18 protein-coding genes are annotated in these 18,705 nt (G+C 40.5%); 8 read left to right on the top strand and 10 right to left on the bottom strand.

The genetic code is table 11. The features are described from left to right. Positions 1–67: 67 nt before the first annotated feature. The 3 genes from EGN73_RS09230 to EGN73_RS09240 form a co-directional block, all read right to left on the bottom strand. Positions 68–1,123, bottom strand: coding sequence for a formylglycine-generating enzyme family protein (locus EGN73_RS09230; RefSeq protein WP_219288642.1), 1,056 nt, complete (start codon positions 1,121–1,123; stop codon positions 68–70). 172 nt (positions 1,124–1,295) lie between these two features. Continuing rightward, positions 1,296–1,700 (bottom strand): DUF417 family protein, encoded by a 405-nt coding sequence (locus tag EGN73_RS09235; RefSeq protein WP_219288644.1) that lies wholly within the window; start codon positions 1,698–1,700, stop codon positions 1,296–1,298. 88 nt (positions 1,701–1,788) lie between these two features. Beyond that, positions 1,789–2,334, bottom strand: coding sequence for a ferritin (locus EGN73_RS09240; protein ID WP_219288646.1), 546 nt, complete (start codon positions 2,332–2,334; stop codon positions 1,789–1,791). Between the two features lie 182 nt (positions 2,335–2,516). Between EGN73_RS09240 and EGN73_RS09245 the strand changes: the two genes are divergently transcribed. Beyond that, entirely contained in the window at positions 2,517–3,857 is a 1,341-nt protein-coding gene (locus tag EGN73_RS09245; protein ID WP_219288648.1) for a Gfo/Idh/MocA family protein, read from the top strand. On the opposite strand, the gene EGN73_RS09250 is transcribed toward EGN73_RS09245, so the two are convergent. The 3 genes from EGN73_RS09250 to EGN73_RS09260 are packed head-to-tail and all read right to left on the bottom strand — an operon-like array spanning position 3,858 to position 6,186. Then, positions 3,858–4,505 (bottom strand): hypothetical protein, encoded by a 648-nt coding sequence (locus EGN73_RS09250; protein WP_219288649.1) that lies wholly within the window; start codon positions 4,503–4,505, stop codon positions 3,858–3,860. Then, the gene (locus EGN73_RS09255; RefSeq protein ID WP_219288651.1) at positions 4,495–5,055 is read right to left on the bottom strand and encodes a GNAT family N-acetyltransferase; all 561 of its coding nucleotides are present in this window, start codon (positions 5,053–5,055) and stop codon (positions 4,495–4,497) included. Before EGN73_RS09255 ends, EGN73_RS09250 begins: the two co-directional genes overlap by 11 nt. Before the next feature lie 6 nt (positions 5,056–5,061). Next, a complete protein-coding gene (locus EGN73_RS09260; RefSeq protein WP_219288653.1) occupies positions 5,062–6,186 on the bottom strand; it encodes a pyridoxal phosphate-dependent aminotransferase in 1,125 nt (374 codons plus the stop codon). 227 nt (positions 6,187–6,413) lie between these two features. On the opposite strand from EGN73_RS09260, the gene EGN73_RS09265 reads away from it, so the two are divergent. Continuing rightward, positions 6,414–7,202 carry a hypothetical protein gene (locus EGN73_RS09265; protein ID WP_219288656.1) on the top strand — a complete coding sequence of 263 codons (789 nt, stop codon included), beginning with the start codon at positions 6,414–6,416 and terminating at the stop codon, positions 7,200–7,202. Positions 7,203–7,263: 61 nt separating this feature from the next. Here the strand turns inward: EGN73_RS09265 and EGN73_RS09270 are convergent, their stop codons facing one another. Both EGN73_RS09270 and EGN73_RS09275 read right to left on the bottom strand, forming a co-directional pair. After that, positions 7,264–9,108, bottom strand: a complete 1,845-nt coding sequence (locus EGN73_RS09270) for a gamma-glutamyltransferase family protein (RefSeq protein ID WP_219288658.1) — start codon at positions 9,106–9,108, stop codon at positions 7,264–7,266. 9 nt (positions 9,109–9,117) lie between these two features. Next, positions 9,118–10,194: a carboxypeptidase-like regulatory domain-containing protein gene (locus EGN73_RS09275; RefSeq protein ID WP_246611527.1), complete on the bottom strand. Its 1,077-nt coding sequence runs from the start codon at positions 10,192–10,194 to the stop codon at positions 9,118–9,120. A gap of 111 nt (positions 10,195–10,305) precedes the next feature. Between EGN73_RS09275 and EGN73_RS09280 the strand changes: the two genes are divergently transcribed. Beyond that, positions 10,306–10,650, top strand: coding sequence for a DoxX family protein (locus tag EGN73_RS09280; RefSeq protein ID WP_219288659.1), 345 nt, complete (start codon positions 10,306–10,308; stop codon positions 10,648–10,650). Between the two features lie 4 nt (positions 10,651–10,654). Continuing rightward, a complete protein-coding gene (locus EGN73_RS09285; protein WP_425515024.1) occupies positions 10,655–12,088 on the top strand; it encodes a DEAD/DEAH box helicase in 1,434 nt (477 codons plus the stop codon). Between the two features lie 77 nt (positions 12,089–12,165). Here EGN73_RS09285 and EGN73_RS09290 read toward each other — a convergent pair whose 3' ends face one another. Next, positions 12,166–13,404, bottom strand: coding sequence for a serine hydrolase domain-containing protein (locus EGN73_RS09290; RefSeq protein WP_219288661.1), 1,239 nt, complete (start codon positions 13,402–13,404; stop codon positions 12,166–12,168). A gap of 162 nt (positions 13,405–13,566) precedes the next feature. On the opposite strand from EGN73_RS09290, the gene EGN73_RS09295 reads away from it, so the two are divergent. The 4 genes from EGN73_RS09295 to EGN73_RS09310 all read left to right on the top strand — a co-directional run bounded on the left by EGN73_RS09295 (position 13,567) and on the right by EGN73_RS09310 (position 18,169). Continuing rightward, complete coding sequence (locus EGN73_RS09295) at positions 13,567–14,820, top strand: NAD(P)/FAD-dependent oxidoreductase (protein WP_219288663.1); 1,254 nt, start codon at positions 13,567–13,569, stop codon at positions 14,818–14,820. Between the two features lies 1 nt (position 14,821). Continuing rightward, positions 14,822–16,213, top strand: coding sequence for an NmrA family NAD(P)-binding protein (locus EGN73_RS09300; RefSeq protein WP_219288665.1), 1,392 nt, complete (start codon positions 14,822–14,824; stop codon positions 16,211–16,213). Positions 16,214–16,279: 66 nt separating this feature from the next. After that, complete coding sequence (locus tag EGN73_RS09305) at positions 16,280–17,233, top strand: aldo/keto reductase (protein ID WP_219288667.1); 954 nt, start codon at positions 16,280–16,282, stop codon at positions 17,231–17,233. 3 nt (positions 17,234–17,236) lie between these two features. Continuing rightward, the gene (locus EGN73_RS09310) at positions 17,237–18,169 is read left to right on the top strand and encodes a YihY/virulence factor BrkB family protein (RefSeq protein WP_343207100.1); all 933 of its coding nucleotides are present in this window, start codon (positions 17,237–17,239) and stop codon (positions 18,167–18,169) included. A gap of 234 nt (positions 18,170–18,403) precedes the next feature. Here the strand turns inward: EGN73_RS09310 and EGN73_RS09315 are convergent, their stop codons facing one another. After that, the gene (locus tag EGN73_RS09315; protein ID WP_219288669.1) at positions 18,404–18,703 is read right to left on the bottom strand and encodes a tetratricopeptide repeat protein; all 300 of its coding nucleotides are present in this window, start codon (positions 18,701–18,703) and stop codon (positions 18,404–18,406) included. Between the last annotated feature and the right edge of the window lie 2 nt (positions 18,704–18,705).

The following is an 18,705-nucleotide window of genomic DNA, read 5'->3' on the forward strand; positions in this document are numbered from 1 at the left end:
CCCATATACGATTAATGGCTCAAATGTATGCGAATGTCTTGCCATTATTTTAGTTTTAAAGAAAAAATTATTCCAAATCTCTCACACATCTAAAGCCAATATTACTTGTACCACTTTCAAAATCCTGTCCCTGCCTTGCTGAGGGGCGATAGTTGATACAGTAATCATCGGCACACAAAAATGATCCCCCTTTGATGACTTTTTCCAAAGCATAGGGATTGTGGGGATTGTAGCATTTGGATATTGCGGAGTCCAATGCCGGTGCATTGCCCGCTATCCTCTGCATTTTGATGGCATCATACCAATCAGAGGTCATTTCCCAAACATTACCGATCATGTCGTACAATCCGAAGTCATTGGGTTCGAAACTTTTGACAGGAGCAGTACCTTCAAAACCATCTTCTGCTAAATTTTCATGCGGAAAATCTCCCTGAAAAGTATTTGCCATAAAATTGTCAGAAGGCCTGAATTCATTGCCCCAGGAATACCTTTGTCGCTCTCTTCCTGCCTTTGCAGCATATTCCCATTCTGTCTCTGTGGGAAGTCTTTTGCCTGCCCAATCGGCATAAGCTTCAGCATCTTCATAGGCAATATGCACTACAGGATGATTTTCCTTGCCCTCTATTCCCGACCCCGGGCCTTCTGGGTGTTTCCAGTTGGCACCAATTATCCATTTCCACCATTGGCTGATGTCATGAAGGGGGACCGCTTTGCTGGGAGGGCTAAAGACCATGGATCCTGGTTGCATATCCTCGTCTGATGGCTTTGGGGTATCGGGCGGCAATTGCTTTTTCATTTCCTCCCAGTCCGGAACTCTTTCGGCTACTGTAACATAACCTGTTTCTTCTACAAATTTTGAAAACTGGGCATTGGTGACTTCAGTTTCATCCATCCAAAATGATCTCACTTCTCTTTTTACAGCCGGTCTTTCTACCGGGTAAGATTCCATGTCGTCAGTTCCCATAAAGAAGGTTCCTGCTGGAATCAAAACCATACCATTATTGCGTTCGAACAATTTTGAAGAGTCCCTATCTTGGGTTGAATGTGTGTTCTGAGATTCCCGATTTGGGGAGCAGGACAATGCCAATATTCCTATTAGGGTGAATAGATGGATGAGACGCATTTTATCATTATTTTGAGGTATAAACTTAACACCTATTCCCCAAAAACCTAAATTGTGCCCATAGCTTCCATTCTCGAAAGGACTTTTTTTCTTAATTTATTAAAAAATTGGTTTCTCTCTTTTTCTCCTATGCTACTGATCATTGTTGATTTTTTGATAAGCTTACAAAAAATCAGGCTTTTGGAAAAGGCTGTGTGATTTTATCCCTGACCAATTCCTTAAGTGATTCTCCTGTCAAAACAATTGAAGCCACAAAAAGCAGAATGTCTTTGACTATGTGAAGGTAAACAAATTTCCAAGGGGCTTCAACCTGCATATCAGTAGTAAAAATGATGAAGGCTGAAACAAGAAAGAAAATACCGGCACTGATTCCTCCGACAACCCCAATTTTAGGGCTTTTGAAATGAAGCAACAATAAAACAGGTATCAATACTAACACTACCAACACCGCAGCCATCCATAATTTGTCTTTGTCCCACTGAAAAGACAGAATGGCAATAGACCAAATGTAAATTACTATACCCATTCTAAGAATAACTTTTCCAATCTGCTCGACTTTAAGAATGTTGTTGACCATTAGGTTTGTTTTATATGTGGAACTATAAATATAAAAAAATTACGATAGTCGCTTATCGTAATTTTTTCTGGTAGCTTATGCCTTGTGTTCATGCACTACCTTCAGCCGTTTTGGCATGAAGTTTACCCAATTCCTGATCTATAGTCCACAAGCCTACACCTTCTTCCCCTATGATTTCAAAGAGTTCCAAAGCCCTGCGCGCGAGTGTTTCTTCTTCTCTTTGTTCGGTCACGTACCATTGCATAAAGCTAAACGTGGCAAAGTCCTTAACACCAAAGGCATGGTCTACTATGGAATTGATGGATTTAGTAACCTTGATTTCATGTTCAAGTATCAGTTCAAATACCTCTCTTAAGGAATTGAAATTGTGTGGGATACCTGTAATTTCAGGTTGTATGGCATGCCCTCCGGCTTCATTTACGTAAATAAAAAGCTTCATCATGTGCATCCTCTCTTCGTCAGCATGAGTGTAAAGGTACTTTGAGGCATTTTCATAGCCCATCATCTGACACCATGAAGCCATAGAAAGGTAATATGCCGATGACTTCCCTTCCATTTCTATCTGTTGATTAAGTAGTTTTTCTGTATCGTGCAGCAATGAGCGCTGAAGGGTAACTATCTCTTTTGGTTTCATATAATTGGTTTTAATTAAACATACCTAAGTTAGATATTTTGTTTTCCAAAATCTACCAGAACCGAGAAATTTGGAATTAGTATAAGTTAAAAGAGGCAATTAATTTAATTTCTGACCTTTTTACTTTCCTTTAAAACCTCTATTTTGAGCCTTACAATTATCAATAACCTAATTAAACCATTATGAATTCCAGAAGAAAATTTTTACAGACCAGTTTATTGGCCGGAGCAGGCCTTAGTATTCCCTCTTTTGTTGAGGCAGAAACCTTAAAGAAACTTGCAGACAAAATAGCTCCATCTGATAAAATCAACTTTGCTGTTATAGGATGTAAAGGCATGGGTTGGTCGGATATGGCCGCACACCTAAAGATTCCTAATGTCAATTGTATAGCGCTTGCAGATATTGATGAGGGAGTATTGGATCAAAGATCCGCAGATGTAGAAAATCTCAGAGGGAACAAGCCTGAGGTATATAATGACTACCGGAAGATGCTTGAAAATAAAGACATCGATGCAGTAATCATTGGAACCCCGGATCATTGGCACTGCCTCAATCTGGTCGATAGCCTGTCGGCTGGAAAACATGCATATGTAGAAAAACCCATTGCCAATACCATAGAAGAATGCAACATCATGGTTGCGGCCCAAAGGAAGTATGGAAAAATGGTGCAAGTAGGCCAATGGCAAAGAAGTGGATCTCAATATGACCAAGCCATAGCATACGTAAAATCAGGAAAGCTCGGTCAGATCCGGCTTGTGAAAACCTGGGCTTATCAAGGATGGATGAAACCCGTCCCTGTAGTGCCGGACGGTACTCCTCCTCAAGGCGTGGATTATGATATGTGGTTGGGGCCTGCACCGAAAAGACCCTTCAATAACAACCGTTTTCATTTTAACTTCAGGTGGTTTTGGGATTATGCAGGTGGACTGATGACAGACTGGGGAGTGCATGAGATAGATATTGCCTTGCATGCCATGGGTGTCAAAGCTCCTAAATCGGTAATGGCTTCAGGTGGTAAATTTGCCTATCCTGATGATGCATCAGAAACTCCGGATACCCTTCAAACTGTATATGAATACGATGGCTTTAATATGTTATGGGAACATGCTACTGGAATTGATGGTGGAAATTATGGGGCTTCGGAAGGGATTGCATTTATCGGAAACAATGCCACTTTGGTGGTCAACAGGGGAGGGTGGAAGGTAATCCCTGAAACAGAAAATGTGGAAGGAGAAAGAAGAAACAAAGTTGAAGAGGTGCCCCATACGAGGCCGGAAGGAAATGCCCTCGAATTGCATGCGAAAGGATTTGTTGATGCCATTATGTCCAATGATGCTTCTAAGTTAACCTGTGAAATTGGAACAGGAAGTATTGCTGCTATCAATGCCCAAATGGGAAATATAGCTTACAAGACTGGAAAAAAAATATACTGGGAAGAAGATAAAGGTAAGTTTACTGACAGCGAAGCCAATAAACTCATCAAAGCCGATTACCACAATGGGTGGAAGTTGCCAAAAATCTGATTAAGGCCTGAAAGTCCCATAGTTTAGGGGGAGGGCAACGGTACCATTTACATGTTGTCCTTCTGCTGAACGCCAAGAATTGCTCACCTGAACCAAGCCAGCCTGAATATCAAATTGAACCTGTACGGTGCCACTTTCACCGGAAAAAGAAATTGCCCAAGTGCCATCAATATTGGAAGAAAGGAATACTTCAGCTGGAAATACAAAGTTTTCTCCTTGCAGAACGGAATTGTTTACTTCAAAATCAGTTTCATTAATGACAGTATATCTTCCACTTTCCATGGGAAAAGCAGGTAAAGAAATTTCATTGTTTACAGAATAAAGCGGATAACGAATTATACTGCCACCACTATTAGGTGGAGAAGAAAAATCTTCATCAGTGGAAAGCTCAAGTACACCGAATACATGAGAATTTTCCTCATTTACCTCAATAGCGCCAGTCAGACTGAACCTTGCCGATTGGAAAACCAATCTTTGTCCATCTACTGTGAGGTCATTGGCCAACTGAAATGGTGGTAAATCATCTATTTGAGGAGTACAGGCTATGATGTTGAGTATCAAAAAACAATACAGCAGATTTTTTATTTTTTCCTGGGGCAGAAAAAGCATTTCAATACACCTAAGCCAATCTTCTTTTTCACCAATCATTCTCTCTCTTTACGTAAGGCCACTCTTGTTTTAGGATACTGAAATAAATGGTGTCTCTTCTTCTTCCATTGGTCATTAAAGTATGACTTCTCAGTACTCCTTCTTCTATTGCATTGATATTTGAAAGTGCCCGTCTTGCCTGAAGGTTCAAGACATCTGTTTTAAATTCTACTCTTTCCAAATCCAAAGTTTCGAAGCAATAGTTAAGCAGTAGCGATTTCACTTTTCCATTTATGCCATTTCCCTGATAAGCTTTGCCCAGCCAGGTCCAACCTATCTCAAGTCTTTGGTCTCTTGATGAGATATTCCCAAAAGCAGTAGAACCTAAAATATTTTGGGTCTTTTTTTCTATTACTGTGAATTGAAGCCTTTCTTTTTCAAAGGCTGGTTTGGCCCATACCCTTAAACCTTCTATGGTAGATAGGTCATGAGTAAAAAAACGCCACATATCCGGCTCTGAAGTCAGTTGAAAATACTTTTCTAAGTCTTCTTCTCGAAGAGGTCTAAGAAGTATTTCTTCATTTTCCAATTTCAAATCAAAATCTACCATAATTACTTATGCCATTAATTCTCTGAAGGCTTGGTTGAAGAAAGCCACTTCTTCCACAGTTCCTGTGCTTACTCTACACCATTCATTCATTGGTGGAAAAGGTCTTCCGATAATTACACCTTTTGCCAGCATTTTTTGGGCAAGTTCCGACACATCTTCCTTGGCATTAAAAAAAACAAAATTGGCCTGGGAAGGAATGTATTCAAAACCTAAATCATCCAAAGTGGCCTCAATCATTTTTCTGCATTCCAGGTTTTTGGCCAATGAAAACTTATAAAATTCTTCATCTTTCAAAGCCGCTTTACCTGCCTCTATGGCCATTATATTGGTATTGGCCACAACTCTTTCCCTGAGTTTTTTTGCCAGTTCAGGTTTTGCAACGAGATAGCCCATGCGAATACCTGCAAGTCCATAGACCTTGGAAAGGGTTTTGGACACGATGACGTTTTCTCCCTTTTTGACCAATTCTATCATGGAAGGATAATCAGGGTCTTCTATGTAATCATAATAGGCTTCATCACTGAAAATTACGGTTTTTTTGCAAGCACTTTGGCAGAAGTCCATGACTTTATTTTTATCCAGTAGCTTGCCGGTGGGATTGTTTGGATTGCAAAGAAATACCAGCTTTGTTTTGGGAGATATTCTCTTTTCTATTTCATCCAGATCGTAGTCCATATCCTGATTGAGTGGTACCCAATTGATATCTGCACCCCAAACAGTGGCATAATCCATCAAAGAAAGAAATGTCGGCAATCCCGAAATGATCTCTTCCCCACGTCCCGCGAAGGTAATCCCGGTAATCTTTAGCCCTTCTGTAGACCCTGCGACCAATACGACGTGATCAGAAGGTACTCCCTCTTTTTGGGCTATCATTTCCTGAAGGGCTGAATTGTATGACCAAGGGTAACGGCAGCCATTGTCAAAAGCAGCGGTCATGGCCTCTCTCATAGAGGAAGAGGGGCCGTATGGATTTTCGTTTGATCCCAACCTAATGGGTGTAGCAAAAGGTCTGGGATTAAACTTTTTGACCTCCTCAGCAGAAAGTTTTGAAATACCTGTACCTCCTGTGAGCATGGCTACTCCGCCTAATAAAGAGGCACTTTTAAGCCAATTTCTTCTGGACACATTCATAATCAGAGTAATTTTTTCAAAATCTAGCAACTATATGATTTTAATCCTAATCCTTTATGATGGCCGAAAGGATTTTGTTGAAAATAGCCTTTAAAGGGTAATAATTGCCAAAATGGAAATAATATAAAAAAAACACCTGCTTTAATTATTAAAAACAAAATTTAATTCCTAAATTTTATGGAGTCAGAAAATTGATTCGTAAACAATAAAAACCAAAAATAACTGATATGAAAAAGATAGTCATCACATGCGTCCTCTTCTTTGGGTTGCTATTGGCAGTTCAAGCCCAACAGCAACGGTTTATGGTCTTTGAGTTTATCAAGGTAGAATCCAATCAGGCATATGATTTTATGGAGTTTAAGGAATTTATGGAAAAAGTCTATCAGGCTGCCATCAATGATAAAAGAATAACCGGTTGGGACCTGTGGTCATTGCAATCCGGTGCTGAATCAGGCGAATTTCAATACATTACCATCACTTACTATAAAGACCCTGTCAGCATGATGAATGGCCTTGAAGAAGAAGACTTGGTCAAGTATGCCATGATACATCCACATCTGAATGATGGTCAGGCCAGGAAAAAATTCAGCGATGCCTTGAACAGCAGAGATTTGGCCCAAAGGGTTTACATGAAAGAAATTGCTACTACAAGCGATTCATTCCAGTTTAAAAAAGGCACTTTAGCCTCTTTTGACCTGATGAAAGCAGTGGAAGGAAAGTTTGAAGAATATGAAAAAGCGGAAAGAGAAGTCTTTCAGCCCATTCATCAAAACAGGATTGAAAAAGGCCTAATGGGTTCTTGGAGTTTGCTCAGGACGGCACTGCCTTTTGGCAGTGAAGCCAAAAGCACGCATTTGACCATGAATATTTACAAAGACTACGTGCAGTTTTTCAATGCACAGGAATATGAAGACATGGAATCAACCAAAGAACAGCAAATGGCCATTGAGAAAGGCCTGAAATCAAGGGACCAAAAATGGGTTTACCTTGCTACATTAGAAAACTCTATTCGCTGACTTATTCTGAGATTGATAAATAATAAAAAAAAGAGGCCCGGAAATTTCCGGGCCTTAATTTTTACCAAGCTATGCCATAATCCTCTCCATGATTGCTGGAGCCTCCCCAGAAACTGTCATGATCCCAATCAAACCAAATGGCGTTGAGTGGTCCTGAGGTTCTCTCCAGAAAATTCATCTTGTACCCTTTTTTGGCGAGTTCTCTTCTGATCCAAGTAGGAATCTCTTGATTCAAGGTAATTGAGCCTGGCTTTGACTCATGTGCGCCAAAAGATGACTGCATGTGATAGTTGTGGATATTGGCTGCCTCAGCAGCTTCCTGTACCGTCATGTCAAATTCCACAATATTCAAAAACATCTGTAAAAGATCCTGATCTTGAGTATCTCCACCTTGCACCGCAAAGGATAAAAACGGTTTTCCATCTTTCAGTGCCATACTAGGCGTCAGGGTCACTCTAGGCCTTTTACCAGGCTCTACAAGGTTAAAAGGATTCAGCTTCTCATCCAATACAAAACTTTGCATCCTTTGACTCAGACCTATGCCTGTATTGCCTGCTATTACCGCAGGAACCCAGCCTCCGGATGGGGTGATAGATACCACCCAGCCATCTTTGTCTGCTGCCTGAATAGAGGTGGTACCTGATTGAAAGCTCAGCAAAAATGGATCCTCTGGCCCTTGAATAGGCAATTCTGGCTGGTTGTAAGCCAAGGCGTCTTTTCTCTTCTTGAGCAATTCCATAAAAGGATTTGTTTCACCCTGAAAAGGGTAGGGGTCACCAGGTCCGATTTCAGGATCATTGCTGTCTTTAATGAGCTTTGCACGTTCTTTTGCATACTCTTTTGAAAGCAATCCTTTCATAGGGCTCTTTGGCTCAAAGGCAGGATCTCCATAGTAAAAGTCCCTATCAGTAAATGCCAAACTCATCGTTTGATACAAAGTATGGATGTATCTTGAAGAATTATACCCCATTGACTTCAGGTCAAAATTTTCAAGAATATTCAAAGATTGCAGTAAAGCAGGACCCTGCGTCCATTCCTGAAGTTTATATACCTCAATACCCTTATAATTGACACTCAATGGTTTTTCGATTTTTACTTTCCAGTTGGCAAGGTCTTCTTTGGTGAAAAGGCCTCCTTGTTCCCTGGTACCCCGTACTATTTCCTCAGCAATGTCTCCTTTATAAAAACGCTCATATGCCGCATAAATGGCTTCTTTTCTGGACTTTCCTTCAGACAGTGCCTTTTCTTCCTCTATTACAAGTTTTTCCAAAGTATTGTAAAGATCTTCTTGCACAAAGATTTCCCCGGCTTTGGGAGCCTCTCTTTCTTCTCCAAGATGAGGGAGAAACACTTTCTTGCTGTAAGGCCATTCTTTGATGAGGTCCTTTCTGTTTTCAATCATATTGGCTGTCTGGGCTTCTATTGGATACCCTTTGGCCATTTCCATAGCTGGTTTGAGAACTTCTTTCAGACTCATGGTCCCATATTCGGCCAACATGGTCATCAGACCACCCGGAGTACCAGGTGTGGTTGCAGCAAGAGGACCAAACTCGGGAGGATATTTCATGTCTTTTTCTCTAAAAAAATCCTGCGTAGCGCCAGTTGGTGCTATTCCCATAGCGTTGATAGCTATAACCTCTTTGGTATTGGGATTGTAGATCATAGCTTGGGTTTCTCCTCCCCAACTCAATACATCCCACATCGTACAGACCGCAGCCAGCATGGCACAGGAGGCATCTACTGCATTTCCTCCTTGGGAAAAGATCATGGCACCTGCTGTAGCCCCTAGCGGTTTTCCGGTAATGGCCATCCAATGTTTACCATGGAGAGGGGGTTTCTGGGTGTTTTGGGCTATAACTGAAAATGCCAGCAATAGCGCGATGCTTAGGGTGATTACTTTTTTCATCATTTTGGATTAATCTTCAAGTAATTTGGGAATTAAGGGCTCGTACCCATCAAACCTACTGTTGTAGTGGGTGAATATTGTAAATAAGCCTGATGGTGATTTGAGATTTAGTGAATTGTCCTTGATAAAAGATTCCATTTCCTCAGACTGCTCTCCAAAAATGGCAACTAGCTTTTTTCTTGAGGTAGGAACTTTATGTATGTTTTTGTCCTGAATGTAATAGTAAGAGTTTCTCTTTTTCACCTGATCATTTCTTTCCCCGACCATGAGGGCTTCATTATAATTTGAAGAACGGATGGAAGCAATAGTCCTTCGTACCAAAGGCAATTGACCTTCTACCAAAACCTCAAAGAAGCCGGAAATAGGAACTCCATCTTCTTTAAAATCCATTCCATTGACAAAATACCGCGGTACGTTGGCGCTTTCATCTACCCAAACAATATTCTGCACCCTTAGTCCTGGAAGGGTAGTGATCATATCTTCTTCATCTACCCGCAATTCAAAAGTATTGGTGCTGATGTTGTACCTTGCGAAATATCCTTCCAAAACTTCATAATCCCTGTAAAGCAAAATGGAAGCCTTATTCCATTTTGGATCCAGGTAGAAATTACCTTCCAGCCTCTTTGGTTCAGGCGGAATGCCAAATACTTGGTTACCGCCAATGAAATTGGGTCTTTTTGTAAACAGCTCAGAGATATTTGTCGCCCTTATGGTTTTTTGTAGGGCGTTTTCTTCAGGATTTTCATAACCCAAGGGAAATAAAGTAATCATTCCCAAATCCACATTTCCCCTGACATTCACCACAGATTGGTACGATTGGTAACCTTCCGCGTTGATGTTAAGAATAAAGCGGTTAGAATAAACATTTTCCAACTGAAAGTTACCTCCGTTTTTGGAATTGGCAGCAAAGGCAGTTTCTCTCAGGGTGACGCTGGCACCATTGATTCTACCTTCTGTGAGTCCATCCTTTAGTTGACCTTTAATTGTAAATTTTTCATCACCGGCCTGTCCTGAAACATTATTGTAAGAACCTACTATCATAATTAGGCCAAGGGCTGCAAAAAGTTTATAAATAGAATTGATCATAAGTGAAGATATTCACAGTTAGGAATTGATTTTGACTTATTATGTTACCAGAAATAACAGTACTTTAGTCGTAATATAATTATTGATTTCTAAAAAACTGAAAAAATCTGTATGTACTTGATATTTCTTTACTTGATGAGTGGGTTTTATATTTTTGCGGGAGTGATGCATTTCATCAAACCAAGGATGTATATTAAAATAATTCCCCCATATTTGCCTAACCCAGCTTTATTGAATGCATTGGCCGGATTATTTGAAATTATTTTGGGTTTTGGTTTGTTGTTTGAATCTACCCGGTCTATTGCTGCTTACGGCATCATTTTATTGCTTGTAGCGGTTTTTCCTGCCAATGTATACATGTATCAAAAAGGCAGTAAAGGGATCCCTAAATGGATTTTATTGCTTAGATTACCCATGCAACTGCTGTTGATAGGTTGGGCTTATGTTTACACTTAAATGAATGATTTTGAATTTTAGTCAATTTAATTTTGAATCCAGTCTTCAAGAAGGACTGGACGCAATGGGCTTTGAAAAGCCAACCCCAATACAAGAACAGGCTATACCTGCAATATTAGAAGGAAAAGACCTTATTGCATGTGCGCAAACCGGCACGGGTAAGACAGCTGCCTTCATTCTCCCGGTTCTGAACAAAATAGCAGCCTCCGGCCAATCAGGGCTGGATACTTTGATTCTTGCACCAACAAGGGAATTGGCCATACAGATTGACCAACAGATTCAAGGCTTTGCCTATTTTGTAGGTATCAGTTCTATCCCGGTATATGGAGGTGGTGACGGAGTGGTATGGGAGCAACAAAAAAGAGCTCTTGAAACAGGGGCCGAAATCATTGTGGCAACTCCAGGAAGGTTGATCGCCCTGCTGGCCGGAGGTAAAATCAAATTGGATAAACTGAAGCACTTGATTTTGGACGAAGCAGACAGGATGTTGGATATGGGATTTTCGGATGATATCCTTACCATTGTTAATTACTTGCCAAAACAAAGACAGACGGTACTCTTTTCGGCTACCATGCCTCCAAAAATCCGTCAGTTCTCGAAGCAACTGCTCAATCAACCTGAAGAAATCAGCTTAGCGCTTGGTAAAACTGCTGAAGGTGTTACCCAGTCTGCATACCTGGTATATGATTCGCAGAAAGAAGCACTTGTACGAAGTATTCTGAAGCAAAAGGATTATGAAGCAGTGATCATTTTTGCCAGCACAAAAGAAAAGGTAAAGAGCCTTTATAAAGTATTAAAAAAGGATTTTGAAGTGGAAGCTTTTCACTCTGATTTAGAACAGGTTGAAAGGGAGAAGATAATGTCCAACTTCAAGAATAGGAGCCTGAAAATCCTGATCGGTACGGATATCATATCCAGAGGGATTGATGTAGTGGGAATTGAGCTGGTGGTCAATTTTGATACCCCAAATGATCCGGAAGATTATGTGCACAGAGTAGGAAGGACAGCAAGAGCAGACAGTAAAGGAGAGGCCATCACTTTTGTCAATGACAAGGATCAGTATAAGTTCAGGAGAATTGAATCTCTGATTGGTCTTGAGGTGGACAAACATCCACTTCCTGAAGGATTCGAAAAAGGTCCTGAATACAAAGAGTCCAAAGGAGCTTATTCCAAGGATAAGGCTAAGAAGAAACCCAAATTTGATCCAAAAAAAAATACCAAGAAAGGTTCTTCAAGAAAGGAAAGCCAGGCTTCAGGCTCAGGGCAGAAAAGCAACTTACCTAAAAGAGAGATCAGTCATGCAAGCAAGAGCGAGCCCAAAAGAACACTCCCTACAAGAGAAAACCTTCCTGTTCAAACAGAAGAAGCAAATACCCCTAAAAAGAAATCAAGATTTGGAAGCAGGAGCAATGTGGTAGACAATCAGGGAGAAAATTGATTTATACTTCATCATAAATATGAAAAGGGATGGCTGATCCAACAGCTATCCCTTTTTTAGTAAAAGATAAGGACCAATTATTTTTTGGCATTTGGAATACTTTCCAAAATCAATTTTACCAATTCGGCTTTGTCTTCATTTTTGATCCATCTGGTGACAATCAACAGGTCATTTTCAGGGTCCACATATACCATGTTGGTGCCTGCACCTAAGTGAAAGAAAGCGGATTCAGGTGCGGCAGGGATTTCTTTTTTGTCCGTGTTTAGAAAATAATTCATAAAGCCATAATTGGTCTGCACCGGTGTTGGTGTTTTGGATTTTGATATCCATTCTTCTGAGATGATTCTTTCGCCGTTCCATAATCCATTTTTCAAAGTCAGATAGCCAAAACGGGCCTGGTCATAAGCCGAAATAAACAATCCACCACCCCAATGCGAACCTCCACTCACGGATTGGACTATTTGCCCATCCAAAATCACAAATGAATTCTCATAACCGGTCCACCTCCATGTGTGGCTCGCACCGATTTTGTCCATGACATGATCTTTCAGTACTTGGGGAAGTGGTTTCCTCCAAACATTCAATGCCGCCAAAGCCAGTACATTTACCCTGGTATCATTGTACTTGTACACGGAACCGGGTTCATTCCTTTCTCTGTTGATCCACTCTTCTGGTTTACCCTGAGGACGGTCTGCCCAATCAGGTTTTCCCCAGAGACTGCCTTCCCAATCCGATGTTTGCCTCAGGAGGTGTTCCCATGTGATTTTTTTGTTGTTCGGAGTGTCAAAAAGCTCAAAAACATCCTCTTCAAAAAGATGATCCGCTTTATTGATGGCAGATTTGCCTGGTTCATAAGGGATAATAGGAGCCATGTATGGATATACCAGGTCTTTTTCACTTTTGATGAGACCCTTATCCACTGCTAGTCCCACAGTAGTGGACAATATACTTTTGGCAACACTAAAAGTCAGATCTACCCTATGGGGGTCTCCCCATTTTCCGATAACATATCCTTTGTAAATGATTAATCCAGTGGCTTCGCCACGGTCTTTCATAGGGCCTACGGGATATCCAAAGGGTTCTCTTCCAAAGGCACTTTGGTAATGGGCAAGTTTGAGGTTTTTGTCAGCAGTACTTTCGGATTTGAGCGCAAAATCAATTGCTTCTTTGAGTTTATCAGCCTTTACCTGAAGTTCTGTTGGATTTTTTTCTTCCCAATCTCCTTCTGTTGGGAAATAGGCTGACTGTGCATGCACAGATGGAAGGATTGCTACAAGTATTAAGAGAACAAAATAGACCTGAATAAATGCTTTCATATTTAAAGGTGATTTTTCATTGGAAGATACCCTTTCCATTCTGTAAATTGAAAATGAAATACAAAGTTTGTGTATAAGTGATTTGATTGGTTGGATGCTTGTATAAAATTTTGTTCAAAACAATTTTATTTCTATTTGGTCATATCTGTATACCTATTTGTTATGAAGAAAGAATCAAACGTTTACATTATCGGTGCCGGCATTTCAGGACTGATCGCTGCCATTGAACTTGAAAAAGCCGGATTTTCACCTGTCATTTTGGAATCCTCCGACGCAGTAGGTGGTAGGGTCAGAACCGACCAAAAAGATGGTTTCTTACTAGACCGTGGCTTTCAGGTATTATTGACGGCCTATCCAGAAGCACTAAGGTACTTAGATTACCAACTGTTAAATCTCAAATACTTTGACCCTGGAGCTATCATATTCAAACCTGGAAATACATTTAAGGTACACGATCCTTTAAGAGATCCTTCTAAAGCATTAAGCATGGCTTTTTCTGAGGTAGGTACTTTCATGGACAAAATAAAAATGTACCAACTGACCAAGGAAGTAAAGAGCAAGAGCGATGCGGAAATTTTCACAGAACCTTCCGTATCCACCTTACAGTTTTTGACTGAATATGGGTTTTCGTCTAAAATCATCGATAACTTTTTCAAACCTTTCTTCAAGGGAATCTTTCTGGAAAATGATTTAAGGACTTCCTCTAGGATGTTCCAATTTGTATTTAAAATGTTTGCTGAAGGGCATGCTGCTGTCCCTGAATTGGGCATGCAGGTCATTCCCGAGCAGCTAAAAAGCAAACTTATGCATACAGAAATCAGATTTGGGCAAAAGGTAAAACGACTTCAGGGAACCACCATTGAATTGGAATCAGGAGAAAATCTTGCTGCCGACGCAATCATTGTTGCATGTAGGCCTGATTTATTAATACCCCAACTATCAGGACAGATAAAACCTTACCGAAAAGTAATCAATCTGTATTTTTCTCTGGAGAAATCATTCATTGCACAACCTATGATAGGACTTTTACCGGATGAACAGTTTTTATCCAACAACATTGTTTTTATGACTGATGTCAGCAAAGCTTATTCTACCAATGGACGGGCATTGCTATCTGTATCGATTACCAAGCCTGTGCCATTGGATGACAAGCTTGCGAAGTTGATCAGCATAGAACTTTCCGCCCTGACCAATATCAATGCAGAGTTTTTTGAACATGTCAAAACTTATGAGATTGAGGAAGCATTGCCTGAGGTAGATGACCTCAGTATTACGCTTCCTGCGACTGAAAGTAAGGCATATGATCATGTGTTTTTGGCAGGGGATCATTTGTTATACGGATCCTTGAATGCAGCCATGACTTCAGGACGAAAAGCTGCAGAAGCCATGATTTTATCATTACAACCTACTTTTTGATTTGAAAAAAACTGTCGCTATAGCTGGAGCAAGTGGGTATGTAGGCCGTTGGTTTATCCATAAGTTTAAGGACAAATACAATATTGTAGCCTTAAGCAGAAATGAAGCTGAGGAAAATCCACACTTAGGAGTGGAATGGAGGAAAGTGGAGTTATTTTCCATTACCTCTACCACTGAGGCCCTAAAGGAAGTAGATGTCGCGATCTATCTGATTCATTCCATGAGTGCCTCCACGAGGCTTAACCAAGGAAGTTTTGAGGACACGGATTTACTCTTAGCAGACAACTTTGCTAGGGCAGCTGCCGCAAATGGCATACAACAAATTGTGTATATGGGTGGCATTCTTCCAAAGGAAGTAGATGTAAAAAAAATGTCGAAGCACCTCAGAAGCAGACTTGAGGTGGAAAAAACGCTAGGTTCAAAAGGCGTGGCTGTCACAGCACTGAGGGCAGGGATCATTGTAGGCCCGGGAGGAAGTTCATTTGACATGATTTACAACCTTGTGCGCAAACTGCCTGCGCTGATGTGTCCCAAATGGACACTATCGCATACCCAAGCCATTTCTCTTAAAAACACACTGGAGATCATGGATGTCTGTATAGGAAATGAGGAAACTTATGATAGGGCTTATGAGATAGGTTCACCTGAAGTCCTGACCTATAAGGAAATGCTGGAAATAACAGCCAAGGTAATGGGCAAAAGAAGGTGGATATTTTCAGTTCCTGTGTTCTCTGTGGGGCTTTCCAAGCTTTGGGTAAGTTTTTTTGGAGAAACACCTTATTCTTTGGTTTCTCCTCTTGTACACAGCCTTAAGCATACGCTTACAGTAGCCGAAGATTTGATATTTGATCAGGCAGATATTCAATACCAGACATATAAAGAGGCTGTGATAGACGCTTTGGATCCAGATGCTGAAAAACCAAAATTACCTGAATTTAAGTCAAGTGATGGGAAAATGAATACCGTCAGAAGTATACAAAGACTTCCAGGTACAAGACATCAAAGCGCAATGTGGGTCGCCAATAGGTATAAGCTTTGGTTGCCAACTTTTTTTTCATTTTTGATCAATGCGGAGGAAACAGCAGATGGCGAAGTACGGTTTTATTTTTTCTTAAGGACAAACAATCCCATGCTGCGCCTTAAATGGGTACCGGATCGAAGCGATGTGAAAAGACAGCTGTTTTATATCTCTGGCGGCTGGTTGGTCAAAAGATTTGATTACGGCTGGCTGGAATTCAGAGAAGTAATGGATGGAAGGCACATCATCTCAGCCATTCATGAATTTGTGCCCCGCCTTCCTTGGTATGTATACATCAATACCCAGGCAAAGCTTCACCTTTGGGTAATGAACAGATTTAAAAATTATCTCAAAAAATTCAATGAAGAAGATTAACCATAATTTAACCAGATGCGTGATTAATGTGTAGCTTTAAGAAAGCTTAAAACAAACCAACGAAATATGAAATACATAACTTTTAAAAATGGAGACCAAATGCCTATAATAGGTTTAGGCACATGGAAATCAAAGCCCGGTGAAGTATATGATGCCGTTTTGTGGGCTTTGGAAGCTGGGTATAGACATATTGACTGTGCGGCTGTTTACAATAATGAGAAAGAAGTAGGAAACGCTTTTGAAAAAGCTTTTACAAGCGGGTTGGTTAAAAGAGAAGAGATTTTTATCACCTCAAAGCTATGGAACAGTTCACATCGGTTTGAAGATGTAGTACCAGCACTGAACAAAACCTTAAAAGATCTCAAATTAGACTATTTGGATCTGTACCTGATTCACTGGCCCATAGCTTTCAAAGCCGGGGTGGGCTTTGCCCAGACAAGGGAGGAGTTTTATACCTACAAGGATGTTCCCTTGGCACAGACATGGGCAGGAATGGAAGAAGCCCATGCCCAAGGACTTACCAGACACATCGGCATGTCTAATTTTAATAGGGCCAAGCTTGAAGAAATCTTCCAGACTGCAGAAATAAAGCCGGAAATGAATCAAATAGAACTACATCCTTATTTGCCACAAAAGAAGCTTGTGGAGTTCTGTAAATCCCATGGCATGTTGGTGACAGCATATTCACCTTTGGGTTCGGGAGACCGTGCTACTTCCATCAAAAAGGATGATGAACCCAGCCTTTTGGAAAATGATACTATCAAAGCAATCGCTGAAAAGCATGGATGTAGCCCTGCACAGGTTTTGATATCCTTTGCAGTTCACCGCGATATCGCTGTCATCCCAAAATCAACAAACAAAGACAGAATTAAAGAAAACCTGAAAGCAGAGGATATAGAATTGGATACAGATGACTTGAAAAAGCTCCTGGATATTGGTACTTCCTACCGTTTTATAGACGGGTCTTTTTTCACTGGTTCCAAAAGCCCGTATAACCTAAGTGATCTTTGGGAAAAATAAACCATGATGATCAAAAAGCTAAAGAATTTAACAGTTTTTCAAATTCTGATTGACAGTGTAAAGGATTTTACTTCTGGAGAATCTACTGGTTTAGCAGCGGGTACCGCATTTTACACGATTTTCAGTCTTCCTGCCTTGCTGATTATAATCCTAAATATAGGTATGACTTTTTTTTCGGAAGCCGATTTTCAATATGAAGTACTGATACAAGTAGAAGCGCTAGCAGGGGTAGAAAGTAGAGAAACATTGGAAGAAATTCTGGATAACTTCGACGGAACTGAGCAGTCAGGTATACCCAATGTGGTGGCATTTCTGATTTTGGCTTTCAGTGCTACCACAGTTTTTGTCAGCTTACAGAATGCCATCAATCACATCTGGCACATCAAACCAAAACCACAAAAGGGTTTGATCAAATTTGCCATTAACAGGCTTTTGAGCTTTTCTTTGGTCGCATCAATTGGTTTCATATTGTTGATCTCTCTGATATTGGATGCGGTATTGGTAATCGCCAACAATTACCTTACAGAATACCTGATAGACCTTCCGATAAATCTTGCCGCTATTGCGCATTTTATAGTAGCACAGGTTATTCTCGTTGTGGTATTTGCATTGATGTACAAAATTCTACCGGATGCCCACGTAAGGTGGAAGGATACTTGGCTTGGCGCCTTTGTGACGATGGTGCTATTTGGAATCGGAAAGTACCTGATCGGAATATATTTGGGCAACAGTGACCTGGGTTCTACCTATGGAGCAGCTGGTTCTTTAGTGATCCTATTGATCTGGGTGTACTATTCGGTGGTGATTTTCTTGTTTGGAGCGCAAGTAACTTATTATATAGCCGAAAAAATAGGAGGGAGTGTCACTCCAAAAGCCCAAGCCGTCAAAGTAGAGCTTAGAGAAATAGAAGTGGAAAGTTCATCTGAGGAAAAATGATTTTCAATTGATTAGGGCCCAAAAATTTACAAACGGAATAAAAAAAATTTGGTCATTTTATGCTAATACAATAACTCCTCAACTTCCAGACTATTTGATTATTTGTATTTATAACAATCTGATTCAAGTTATACAGATGGATGCTAAGGTTAAAAAAATATTAAAGACTTCTTTTAAAAGACCCAAACCGTAAAAGTGGTTTGGGTCTTTTTATGACCAATTCTTACTCTATTTTTATTGAGTAAAAGATAGAAGTTGCTTGGCAATTAATGACCATTCTTCATCGAGCGGTATATCAGGTCTTGATTTGTCTGCTTTTTTGTACCAGTAATCAGCATTTGACATATCACCCTCTTTTCTGTGAAGATAGGCATGTATCCAATGCGAAACAGGGTCGGTAGGTCCGTCTACATAGCTGTGGGCCTTATCCCAATCTCCATTGGCGTCATACCACAGCGCAAGCAATTGTGTGGACAATTCCTTTGGGGGTGAACTTTCTTTCAATGAATCTAGAAACTCTTCGTACGTTTTCATAA

The sequence above is a fragment of the Arthrospiribacter ruber genome (assembly GCF_019343195.1).
Classification (GTDB): Bacteria; Bacteroidota; Bacteroidia; order Cytophagales; family Cyclobacteriaceae; genus Arthrospiribacter; species Arthrospiribacter ruber.